Genomic DNA, 12,235 nt, shown 5'->3' with positions numbered 1-12,235 from the left:
CCCAGGGGCGCGCCACCCGTGTCGAACCATCGCATCGTCGCCGCCAATGCGTATCGCGTGCCTCGCCCCTTCGAGGCCTTCGCGGTGCGCAGCGAAGAGCCCTGCCATGCCTTCGACGCCCGCGCGCCCTATGACCGCGTCCACGTCATTCGCACCGGCTTCCTCGATTCCGATGCGCTCGCGCGCCTGTCGGCGCAAGGCTATGCACGAACGCGGATCGACGCGTTCTCGGACATCGACTACGCGAACACCTCGCCCGCGGACCTGGCCGCAACCGCACCCGGGGTGGCTGACCTCGTAGCAGCCATCGCCTCGGCCTTGCAGCTGACCGGCGTGCTGGGCGACGGCCTCGCCGCGTACCGCGACAGCGTTGCCGAACGGATCGACTACCTCGCGTCGCGCGGGGCCGGCTTCCACAACGACGTCCGCGGCCGCTGGTCGCGCTGCCTGTTCTGGCTTCTTGCGCTCGACGTCCCGGACGTGGAGTTCGTGATGCCGCATGCGGGCGTGCAGCTGCCCCTGGCGCCAGGCGACCTGCTCGTCTTCGACCAGACCATGGCGCACGGCCTGGCCCGCCCGGGCGATGGCGGCCAGGCCGTCGAGGCATCCTTCCTCGCCGGCGCGCAGGGCCGGCAGCTGTTCCTGACGGGCGAACTGCCGCTGGCCGACGCCCAGTGGGCTGCGCTCGGCGCCCCGTGGCTTCCCGTCGAAGAGCATGAGCGCCGGGGCGCCCTCGACCTCGCCGTGGCGGAATTCGACGAGCGCAGCGGCGCCGTCAAGCGCCCGCGGGAGCTGCGCGACTCGATGAAGCGCAGCACCTGCCACGTCGACGACGGCAGCACCCCGGTGCGACCCGGGGACTGACCGCGCTCACGCGCGCGCCGTGGCCCGCACGTCCGGCGCGCCCACGTTGGCGTGGTACGCCACGCGCAGTTGCGCGGGGCCCGTAGGCTCTGGGCCGGCGCGGCCCTGCGGGTCCACGGTGCCCACGCCCAGCACGCGCACTTCCACGCCCGCGCCGGCTTCGTCGATGCCGACGAAGAGCGTGAGGCCGTTCGGTCCCGCGGGCGAAGGCACGGCGCTCGCCTTGGGCCCCCAGGGCAGCGCGCGGAAATAGGCGGCGAGCTGGCTGCCGGCGGCGGCATAGCGCGCGCGACCGGCGGCGTCGATGGCGCCGTCCGATTGCCAGACCACGCTCACGTGGATCAGCCTTTGCGAACTGGCGCCGAAGACGTAGCTCACGCGCGCAGGCCCGGGGCCGGGCTCCAGAGCCGGCAAGGGCAGGACCAGCGCCGTCGTTCCCTCCGCGGGGTTCTCCACGTGCCGCACGCCTGCGGCGGCCGCGGGGAAGTCGCGCGCGAGCGCCGCACGCACCTCGGCTTCGCGCAGGCCGAAGCTGGCACTGCGGAAGCCTCGCACGCGGTAGGCCGGCGCCGGCTGCGCCAGTGCATCCAGGCGCACCGCGCCAACGAGGGCTGCCCCCAGCAGCAAGGATCGCCGCTGCATCAGAAGCTCCCCGCCGGCAGGCGAAACACGTCCGGGTGTTCCGGGTCCGCCGAGATGGCCAGGCGCAGGCGCGCCGGGCCGGGCGGCGCCGGCATGCGTTCCAGCGGGCGCGGCTTGCCGTCGCGCGCGGGGCGTTGCACGGCCAGCGGCACGCCGTCCAGGCGCACCTCGATGCCATGGCCCGCCGCGTCGCGGCTCGCGAACAGGATGACGACGCCGGGCGCCAGCACGTGGCCGCGCGCCGTGGAAAGCGGCGCCCAGTAGCTGCCCACCAGGCCCGCCAGCAGCTGCGAGCCCGCGGCGATGATCGCCTCGCGCTGCTGCGCGGTGGCTTCGCCGGGCGCGATCCAGTAGACGTTGATGGCGGCCAGCCGATGGCTCTGCGCGCCGAACACGAAGGACAGCGTGGCGGGGCCGGGGCCAGGCGCCAGCGTGGGCGCCACCACCATCAGGGTCCGCGTGCGGGTGACGAGGTCGGCGTCCTCCTTGGGCGCCGAAGCGCCAGGGTAGTCCGCCGCAATGGCGGCCTTCACTTCGTCCAGCGTCATGCCGAAGCGCGCGCGGCCGTAGCCTTGCAGCTGGTAGGGCTGGAAGCGCATCGCATAGCTGCGCGGCTGGCCCGTGGGCGAGATGCCGATGGGCCCGGCGGGCGCTTGCGCGGCAGCGGGCACGGCCGTCACGAGGCCGGCCACGGCGAGGAGGAGTGCATGCAGGGCTTTCATCTTCATCACAGGTTCACCGCCACGATCTTCCCGTCCTGCATCGCCATCTGCAGGCCCATGTTCGCGAACGCGGCCTGCAGCCGCTGTTCCTCGGTCTTCATCGCCGCGACGCTGTCGCTGCGCAGGTATTCGGCGGCCGCGCGCTGGTCGGTCTTCATCAGGTCCAGGAAGGTCTTCTGGTAATTCAGTTCGCGCTGCAGCAGGTCCTTCGCCTGCGACTCCAGCAAGTCCACCATGCCGATGAAGCGGCGGTTGGAGTCGTTGGCGGCGTAGGCGTCGGTGCCGTAGGTGCCGGTGTAGTTCTCCCAGGACGGGTTCTGGCGCAGGTAGCGGATGCGGTCTTCGGGCGTGCCCTGGCTGGCGCCACGGAAGACGGCGGTCATCATGTCGTCCGGCTGCGAGCGGCCCGCGATGCTGAAGCCGAAGAAGTTGGTGATGGCCGACACGGTGCTGTTGTCGCCCATGGCCTGGGTGATGCTGTCGAAATCGATGTCGATGTTCAGGCTGACCCCGGCCCCGAACAGGCCGATCTGCGCGCCGATGTCCAGGCCCAGCGACAGCGTGCCGCCGGAGTAGCCGCCGCTGAAATCCAGCTTGCCGCCCAGCGAGCCGGGGCTGTAGACGATGATGCCGGCGTCGACGCTGCCCGCGCTGCTTGCCAGGCCGAGGTTCGTGCCGGCGGAGGCGCCCACGCCCACGGCTTCGTCGAACTTGCTCACCAGCTTGCCGTCCTTGAACGTCCACTCGTTGTCGGTGCGCGCATAGGCGAACACGCTGGTGTTGGCCGAGACGGAGCCGTCGCCGATGCCGATGTCGCCGTCGGCGCCGCCTTCGGCCGTCGCGCCGGCGCGGGCCTGCCCCGCCACGGTGACGCCGGTCCGGTTGGCGGACAACTCGGCCTCGGCATCGGCCTGCACGCCCACCATCACGTAGCCGGGGCCCTGGTCCACGCGCACGTCGGCATGCACGCCGGCCGAAGCGCTGGCACTGATGCCGGTGACGCCGAACTTCAGCAAGGCCTCGGCCGCCGAACCCGCCTGCGCGGACAGGTCCGCATCGCCGAGCGACACCGAACCTTCGACTACGCCCTGCGCGCGGCCCGAGACGGAGCCGCCGCGGTCGCCGATGGTCACGTCGGTATCGGTGCCCGACACGTTGTCGTAGCGGCCGAACTCGGTGCCCAGGCCGGTGCTTGGCCTGAAATAGGTGTATTGGCCCGGTGCTTCGACGACGGGCGCCAGCGGCGCCGGCGCCGGCGGTGCCGCCAGCGAAGTCAGGCCCAGGCCTAGCGTGGCGTCCGGGAACACGTCGAACACGCCGGGCATGCTGCCGCCGTCGCGGAAGCCGTATTCGGGCTGGGCGATGCGGTAGTTGCCGGCGTCGGCGCCGGTGATGCCTTCCACGCGCAGCGTGTAGCGCCCGACGCTGAGGTTGCTCAGGTCCTCCAGCGCCTTGCCGTTGGCGTCGCGCGCCACCACGAAGGGCGTGATGTCGGCGCGGATCATGCCGTTGGCGCTGTCGCCGGGGTTGCGGCCGTACAGGCCGGTGACGCGCCCCGGGTCGCCGATCATGCCGATGCCGGGCATGAAGGAGCCGCTGGTCACGTCGTACCAGATCCACTGCGGCTTCACGGTCAGCACGCCGGGCGTGTTGCCGGTCGCGGCGACCACGTAGTTGGCCGCCTTGCTGCCCGTCAGCCCCGACACCACCTGGTAATAGGGGCCCGCCGGCAGCGCCGCCGAAATCGTGCCGGTGCGGCCGACCTGGTCGATCAGCAGCAGGCTCGCCCAGACGTCGTCCAGGTCGAGCTTGCCCTGCAAGGTGACGTTGCCGTAGGCCGGCGTGATGGCCTCCCAGGCATTGCAGCCCTGGCCGGGGTCGCAGTTGCGCAGCCCGCCGTAGGTGAACGAGGTGTCCGCCACCGACCACGTGAGCACGCGCGGCGCCACCACCACGCTGCCGTTGTACGTCATCGGCGCCATGACGTAGTTGCCGCTGGCCGCGCCCGCCAGGCCGGCCACCTGCAAGGTGTAGGCGTGCGTGCCGGCATTGGCGCGCGGGCCGTAGGTCATGTTGCCCAGGTAGACCTGCATGTCGGGCAGCGTGGCGCTGGAGAAGCCCACGTTGGCCGTCACGTCGTCGCCGAACAGCACGCCGTCCAGGGAGCCCACGCTGAAGTTGTCGCCGTAGGTGATGCTGGCCGATGCGTTGGGCGTATAGGCCAGCGGCCGCTTGTTGATCGTGAGGAGCGCGGTGGTGGGCGGCAGCACGTAGTTGTAGAACTTGCCGGTGCTGGCGAGCAGCAGCGTCTGGCTGTAGACGCCGGCCGCGGTCTGCGGCGTGTAGGCGGTGAAGCCTTCCCAGCGCGTCTGCACGTCGTCGCCAGGCAGCACGCCGGACAGCTCCGGCGCCAGCACGCCGAGGTAGTCGCCATAGACCGTCGTGCGGTCCTGCACGTTGCTGGTGAGCGGCTTGGGCGCGACGTTGATCGTCGCCGTCGGATTGGTGATGTGGTAGTTGCTGCTGCCGGCGCCGGCGAGCGTCGCGTCCATGCGGTAACGCTGCGCGTCGAGCAGCGGCAGGGCCATCAGGTCGCGCACGGCCGTCGGCAGCCAGGAGTAGGCCGTCACCGGCGTGGGCGTCGCCGTGGCGCTGTAGCTCACGTCGTCGCCGAACAGCGCGCCGGCCAGCGAAGGCAGCGCCCAGGTGCTGCCGTAGGTGAAGCTCAGTGTCGCCGGGTCGTAGACCAGGGTCAGCGGCGCGGTGTTGATGGTGTGCGTGCCGTCGTTGCCGAAAGCCAGCGTGTAGTTGCCGGCCTGGGCGCCGGCCAGGCCCGCGGACTGCAGCAGGTAGGTGCCGGCCGCCGAATTCGCAGCCAGGACGACATTGGCGCTGCCGCGCGTCACGTTCACGTTGCCGCTCACGTCGTCGCCCGTCAGCACGCCGGAGAGCGTCATGCCGCCAGGCGTACCGAGCTGGCCGTAGGTGGAACTGCTGTTCGCGATGTTGTAGGTGAGCTGGCGCGGCTGCACCGTGAAGCCGTTGTCGATGGGGACGGCGGTGTAGTTGGCGGTATCCGCACCCGTCAGCGGCCCGGCCATCGCCATCGCGTAGCTGCCCGCGGCCAGCCGCTCCGGCAACAGCGTGAGGTTGCCGCCTGCCGTGACCAGCACCGCGCCGGTACTCACGTTGTCGCCGGACATCAGGCCGGGCAGCGTCACGGAAGGCGCGTAGCCCGCCGTCGTGCCGTAGGTGGCAGCACGCACGACGCCGCCGCCGTTGCGCATGTCCATCACCACGGACAGCGGGCGCGGGGCGATCTGCAGCGTGAAGTCGCTGTTGCCCGTTGCCGCCACCGTGTAGTTGCCCGACTTCGCGCCGGACAGCGTGCCGCCGGTCCACGTGTACGTGCCCACGCTGTAGTTGCCCGAGCTCGACGTCGCCAGCGAAGGCAGGCCCAGCGTGCTGCTGTTCATCGCCACCTGGCCGAGGTCTTCGGGCAGCACGCCGCCCAGTGTGGCGACGGCGCCCTGCCCCGCGAGGCTGGACTCGAACAGCACGTTGCGCGACAGGTTGCCGTAGGTCGTGGTTCCGCCGAGGAGCAGGCTGTTGTAGTAGAGGGCCAGCGAGTAGTTCAGCGCCTTGGGGGCCACGCTCAGCGTGCCCCAGGTCGAGCCGGCGCCGGTGATCACGTAGTTGGACGCGTCCGCGCCGCCCAAGGTGCGCACCTCCAGCGTGTTGGCGTAGGTGCCGGCGTCGAGGCGCGCGTACGGCACGGCGATGCCGTTGAAAAGCGTCGGACCGGCGGTGACGTCGTCCCCCGCCAGCACGCCGGACAGCGTGCTGGCGCCCAGCACCGCGGAGGTGCCGTAGACCGACTGCACATCCGGCGTGGAGAAGCTGAGCGGCTTGGGCGCGATCGTCAGCAGGCTGTCGACGTTGCCGCTGGAAGCGAGGACGTAGTTGGCGTCGTGGATGCCCGTCACGCGCTGCAGGTACGAGCCCGTGTGGGTGCGCGCATCGAGCACCAGGTCGACGCCGCCCGAGGAGAACGCGATGGTCGGCGCGAGGCTGTCGCCGGCCACCAGGTTGCTCCAGGTCACGGCGCCGGGCGTGGCCAGCGTGCCGTAGGTGGCGTTGGCGGCGGCGATGCTGTAGCCCACCGTCCGGGGCGTGATCGTGAGCGCGCCCTCCGTGTTGCCCGCGCCTTGCAGGACGTAGTTGCCGGCGGCGGCGCCGTCCAGGCTGGTCACGCCAGCCAGGTAGCTGGTGCCGACCACCGGCCGCGCGACCACGTTGCCGTCGCCGCCGCGGGCCGAGAGCACCGGCAGCACGGAATCGCCGGCGAGCACGCCGTCGAACAGCGTCGTGTTGGACAGCGCATCGCCATAGGTGGCCGAGCCCGCGGCGACCAGCCACGTGATGGGCTTGGGCGCGATCACCAGCGAAGCCAGCGTGTTGCCCGAGGTGGCCAGCGTGTAGTTGCCCGCGCCCGCGCCGGTCAAGGCTTCGAGGCCCCAGGTGTAGCTGCCCGCCGGCGTGTTGGCCGCCACCGCGCTGGCGATGGCGCCGCGGTACAGCGCCAGCGTGCCGCCGATGAGGTCGCCGCTCACGACACCGACCAGCGACACGGAGGGCAGCGTCGCCGCCGTCCCGTAAGTCGTGTTGGCGGACCCGCCCGCCAGCTGGAAGTTCAGCGTCTTCGCCGTGACGGTGGTCCGGCGCAAGCTGTTGCCGCTCGCCGCGATGGTGTAGTTGCCCGCTTCCGCGCCGGTGAGCGAGGCTGCGTAGGTGTAGTAGTCGCCGAGCGCCAGCGCGCTGCTCTCGCCCTGCCCCGCGTACACGCTGCTGGACGCCATGCCCGACACCGCCGTCACGCGGTCACCGCTTTCCACGCCCTGCAGCTCCACGCCGGCGGCGTCGACCTGGCCATAGACCTGGGTGACGTCCGCGCCGCCGTAGGTGAGGGGCTTGCGCGCGACGAACAGGCTGGACGCCTGGCCGCTGCCGGCCAGCTGGTAGTTGCCTGCGCCGGTGCCGTCCAGCCCGCCCACGGTCAGTTGGTAGCTGCCCGCCGCCAGCCGCGCGCCAATGGCGTTGCCGCTGGCGAAGAACACGGGCGCGATCACGTCGCCGTCGACCACGCCGCCCAGCGTCGCCGCCATGCCGGTGGCCGCCGTGCCGTAGGTGCTGGCAATCGGTCCCGCCACTTGCCACGACAGCGTCTTCGGCGTGATGGACACCTGCATCGGCACGTTGCCTGCCGTGTCCAGGACGTAGTTGCCGCTGTCGGCGCCGCCCAGCGAAGCCAGGCCGACCTGGTAGGCGCCCACCGGCCGCGTGCCGCTGCCGCCCGCAGTGCCGCTGCTGACGACGGTGATGGCCTGCGTGCCGGCGCCGACGTCGTCGCCGGGCAGCACGCCCACAAGCTCGGGCGAAGGAAGCACGTCGCTGCCGTAGGCCTGGCTGGTGCTCGAGCCCGCGTAGGTGATCGGCTTGGGCGAAATGCTGACGACGCCGCTGGGCACGCCGGACAGGTCCAGCGTGTAGTTGGAGCTTGCGGCGCCCGAGAGGCCCAGGAGCGTGTAGCCGTGCACGCCCACGCGCAGGTTGTTCGCGAAGGCGTAGCTGCCGGCGGCGCCCGCCAGCGTGACGGCGCTGCCGTTCAACGACGCGTTGAGCGAAAGGGCATCGTTGTTGGCGATGCCGCTGAGCGTGGCCGCGGCCGTGGGCGAACCATAGACGTACGACGGGTTGAGCACGTTCGCCGTCAGCGCGCGCGGCGTGACCGTGAGGTCCACGCGGCCCGGCGTGAGGTCGATGAAGTACGAACCCGTCGCCCCGCTCATCGTGCCCGTACCAGGGTCGAAGCTCACCGGCTGGAAGGCGATCGCGCCGCTCGCGCCCACCTGCAGGCTGTAGCTGCCCACGCCGGCGGTGACGCCGGGGCCGCTCACCGCAAGCGAGCCGTCGGCGAGGATGTTGCCGAGGCCGTCCATGACCGCCGCCGTGTTGTGGGCCGCGACGTGCAGCGCGTCCGCGCCCAGCGCGGCCTGCCCGGGATCGGCGTCGCCGTACACGCGGGTTGGCGTCGCGTCGCTGCCCAATTCGAGGCGCGCGGCATCCATGCCACCCAGCTTGCCGAAGCGGGTGGTGACGCCGTTCTCGACGAAGCGCACGGTGCCCGACTCGCCGGTGATCGTGCCGCCGGTCTTCTCGTTGGTCCAGTTCACCGAGGCGCCGGAGAGCGTGAGGCTGCCCTGCGCGCTCTGCAGGTTGCCCGTGAGCTTGAGCTCGTTGGCGACGGCGACGTCGCCGAAGAACTGGATGACCGGCGGCGCTCCCCATTCGGTGGCCGCGCCCGGCGCCACGACAGCGCTGAAGCCGTCGCCCGTGAACGAGCCCATGCGGATGCGATCGGCGAAGCCGTTGCTGCCGTCGGCGAGGCCGCCGCCGTTGCCCGCGCCATCGGCCAAGGTCAGCGACAAGCGGCCGTTGCTGTTGATGAAGCTGGCAGCGCTCAGGTCGATGCCCCCGGCGCCCGTGTCGCGCAGCGCCGGGTCCACGCCCGCCGCCGCGCCCGCGTTGGCGACGATGCTCCAGTTGCCCAGGCCCGTGGTGAACGCCCCCGACAGCCGCACCGAGCGGCCGGCCGCCAGCGACAGGTCGCCCGCGTTGCCCTGCGTCACGAAGGCGAAGGCGCCGTCCCACGCCAGGTCGTTGCTGGCCAGCAGGCTGACGCCGACGCCGGCGGACAGCTGGTTCACCAGCGCGGTCGGGTCGACGTAGCTGGTGTCCGCGTCGGTGCCCGTGCCGACCACCAGGTTCTTCGGGTCGAGCAGCAGCGCGCCGCCGGCGCCGACCTCCACGCGGCCCAGGTCCACCGCCCGGATCTGCGACTTGGACGACACCTCCACCGCGCCGCCCGCCTGCGCGCCCGTGGCGGCGACGCTGCCTTGCAAGGTGGTCGACTGCTGGCTCCAGACGATGGCCGTTCCGCCCACGCCTTGCGCACCGGTGGCGGAGACGTCGATGCGGCTGCCGGCGTCGATGGTGGTCGTGTCCGCATTCGCGAGCGCCGGCGCATCCGCCGCGGTAAAGCGCTGGCCCAGCGCCGTCGCGTCCGCGCCTGCGCGCCCGCCCTGGAACGCGCCGCCGATGCGCACGGTGCCGCCTTGCTGCGGGCCGCTCGCCAGCAGCTCGGCACCGCGCAAGGCGACGGCCTGGCCGGTCACGTCGATGCGGCCGCCGCGCGTGGCGCCGGCGTCCGCCGAGGCGTCAACGCGTCCCGAGACGGTGACCTGCCCGCCGGCGCCGCCGTCGAAGACGATCGCGCCGTCCTGGCCAGACACGCTGCGTGCCCGCACTTCGCCAGGCATGTTCACCGCTTCACGCAAGGCCTCGCGCACCGTCGCGGCCTTCAGCATCACCGTGCCGCCATCCGCCTGGATCAGGCCGCTGTTGCTCACGAGCGGCTGGCCGTCGCTGCCGGCGGCGTCCGCGGGCAAGAGCACCTGCAGGAAGCCGTCGCCGCTCAAGTCCAGGGTTGCCTTGCTGGCCGAGCCCAGCGCCACCTTGCCGAGCGGCGCGCGGATCACGCCTTCGTTGGCCGCGGTGCTCCCCAGCAGGGCCACCGCACCACCGGCGCCCGTGGTGATGAGGCCCTGGTTGCGCACGGCGCCACCCTGGCCGGAAAACAGCAGGCGGCCGTCCATGAAGTCGGACTCGCTGACGGCCAGCGTCGACGCGATGAAGCCGGCGCCCGTGTCGACGCGGCCCGTGGGCGTGATGGTCACGCCGTTCGGGTTGATCAGCAGCACCGAGCCGTCCGCGCGCAGGCTGCCCGCCAGCTGCGAAGCCGCGTTGCCGGTGACGATGTTGAGCGTGGCTGCGCCCGCGCCAGGCTGGCTGAAGACGACGCTGCGGCCCTGGGCTATGCTGAAGCTGTCCCAGCGGATGGCGGCGCGCTGCGAGGCCTGCTGCACCTGCAGCGTGTTGCCGGCAGCGCTGGCGATGGCGGCCTGGCCGGCCACCACGCGGCCGCCCGTGGGCAGGTCGGCATGCGCATGCAGCGGCAGCAGGCTCGCGAAGACGGGCCAGCAGATCGTGCGGCGCAAGGGGAAGCGTCGTCCTTGGGTCAAAACACCACCTGGCCTTTCGCGAAGAGTTGCGTTTCGGCGTAGCCGCCGGGGCGCAGCGTGCCGCGGCCCCATTCCAGCGAGAGGCTCAGCGCCTTCCAGTTGCTGCGCACGCCGGCGCCGTAGGAGGTGCTGTAGCCCGCGTGCACGCCCAGCTCGCTGTGCGGCTTGCCGCCGGCGTAGAACACATAGGGCGCCAGCGGCCAGGGCGCGTCACCGAGCGACAGCGTGAACTGGCGGGCCAGCTCGGTGCGGGCGGTCCAGCCGCTGTCGTCGGACAGCGTGCCGGAGGGGAAGCTCGAAAGCGCGTCCTCGCCGTCGAGGCTGAAAAGTTCGGCGCTGGGCAGCGCGCCGCCGGCGGCGTGCTGGCCGCGCACGTTGGCGCGCCAGCTCAGGCCGTACTTCAACAGCTGCTCCCACGAAGCGCTGGCTTCCAGCTTGGAGAAGCGCGGCTCGGCCCCGGGGCGCGAGAAGGGCACGCCGCTTTCGTACACGTCGTCCCAGCCGCGCGCGCCGAAGCGCGACACGCCGTGGCTGAAGAGGCCGGAGGCGCGCCAGCGCCCGATCTCGCCGACCGCGCCACCGGCATCGACGCCGAGGCGGAAGACGCGCAGCCGGTCCTGGTTGAGCGTCAGGTCGAACAGCGGCACCTGCGTCCACTGGCTGCTGGCGTCGAAGCTGCCGGTGAGCGTGACCTCGGAGTCGCGTGTCAGCAGCAGCGGGTAGGACAGGCGCAGCGAGGCCCGCTCGAAGCCGCTCTGCGTGGGCGGCACGTAGAAGGAGCCGGGGTTCTTCGTGTCGGACCAGGTGTATTCGGCGTTGAAGGCCAGGCCGTCGGGGCCGATGGGGACGATCACGCCGCCGCCCGCCACCCGGCGCCGCGCTTCGCTGCGCAGCATGCGGCCCGGGTTGGGATCGCCCGACACGTAGACATAGGCCTGCTCGCCGTGGCCCAGCGGCTGGTTGGCGCGCAGCTGGATCGTGCCCTGCCAGGGCCCCAGCGCTTCGGACAGCCGGCTGTCCGCGGCATAGCTGCCGGCGACGAGCGCGTGCTCGCCTTCGAGCACGAGCACGGAGCCGCCCGCGCGCGTGCCCGGCGCGAGCGTGCTGCGCAGCGTGACGCCCGGGGCGCGGCCCGCGAGCGTCAGCGCGCGTTCGACGGCGTTGTTGCGCAGCCGCGCCTGGCCGACCAGGGGCGCCAGCAGGTCTTTCACGCTGTCGCGAACGCGTTCGGGCAGCGCGCCAGCATCCACGCTCTCGATGAAGCCGTCCAGGATGTTGATGCGGAACACGCCGCCGTCGTTCAACTGCTGCGGCGGGATCACGGCGCGCACCAGCAGGTAGCCTTCGGACCGGTACAAGTTCTCGAGCGATTCCGCCAGCTTGTACAGCTCGCCGACGGTCACGCGCCGCTGCGCGAAGGGCGCGGCCAGCTGCTTCGTCGCCGTGACGAATTCCGGATAGCCGCCCACCACTTCGATGCCCGCCACGGTGACCTGCAGCGAGGCCGCCGCCGGCGCTTGCTGCGGCGCGGATTCCGGCAGCGCGGGCGCGCTCGATGAAGGCGGCGGCTCGGGACGCAGGTCGCGCGGCGTCACGCGCGAGGCCGGCTGCGCCCAGGCGGCGGCGGCCAGCGATGCGAGGGCCAGCACGCACGCGCAGCGTGCGGCAAGGCGAGGCAGATCCAACGACGTAGCTCGGACTGGTGACATGGGCGAAGGTGCGAACACTGCGCCGTGAAGGCGCGTGCCCGTCGTTTGAAAGCAGCGGCGGATGCTAGGCAAGGGCCTGTCGGGCGTCTACAGTCCATATGGACTGAATGCATGTCCCGCGCCTTGCCCTGCGGGGTGCCGCACGCTGTAATCGCAC

General features: G+C 71.9%; 5 protein-coding genes. 1 reads left to right on the top strand and 4 read right to left on the bottom strand.

Annotated features, from left to right (window positions below; genetic code table 11):
- The first annotated feature begins 18 nt into the window (after positions 1-18).
- Complete coding sequence (locus tag HHL11_RS10850; protein ID WP_169418394.1) at positions 19-864, top strand: hypothetical protein; 846 nt, start codon at positions 19-21, stop codon at positions 862-864.
- Positions 865-870: 6 nt separating this feature from the next.
- Here HHL11_RS10850 and HHL11_RS10845 read toward each other — a convergent pair whose 3' ends face one another.
- Genes HHL11_RS10845 through HHL11_RS10830 form a run of 4 tightly spaced genes read right to left on the bottom strand, consistent with a single transcriptional unit; the run spans position 871 to position 12,018 of the window.
- Complete coding sequence (locus tag HHL11_RS10845) at positions 871-1,506, bottom strand: hypothetical protein (RefSeq protein ID WP_169418393.1); 636 nt, start codon at positions 1,504-1,506, stop codon at positions 871-873.
- A complete protein-coding gene (locus HHL11_RS10840; protein ID WP_169418392.1) occupies positions 1,506-2,234 on the bottom strand; it encodes a hypothetical protein in 729 nt (242 codons plus the stop codon). Before HHL11_RS10840 ends, HHL11_RS10845 begins: the two co-directional genes overlap by 1 nt.
- Positions 2,234-10,345: a beta strand repeat-containing protein gene (locus HHL11_RS10835; protein WP_169418391.1), complete on the bottom strand. Its 8,112-nt coding sequence runs from the start codon at positions 10,343-10,345 to the stop codon at positions 2,234-2,236. Before HHL11_RS10835 ends, HHL11_RS10840 begins: the two co-directional genes overlap by 1 nt.
- Before the next feature lie 20 nt (positions 10,346-10,365).
- On the bottom strand, positions 10,366-12,018 hold the full coding sequence (locus HHL11_RS10830) for a ShlB/FhaC/HecB family hemolysin secretion/activation protein (RefSeq protein WP_169418390.1): 1,653 nt from the start codon (positions 12,016-12,018) through the stop codon (positions 10,366-10,368).
- Positions 12,019-12,235: the final 217 nt, after the last annotated feature.

Origin of the sequence: Ramlibacter agri, from assembly GCF_012927085.1 — a bacterium.
In the GTDB taxonomy this organism is placed as follows: domain Bacteria; phylum Pseudomonadota; class Gammaproteobacteria; order Burkholderiales; family Burkholderiaceae_C; genus Ramlibacter; species Ramlibacter agri.
The sequence above is the reverse complement of the archived record's forward strand: the minus strand, read 5'-3'. Positions and strand labels throughout refer to the sequence as shown.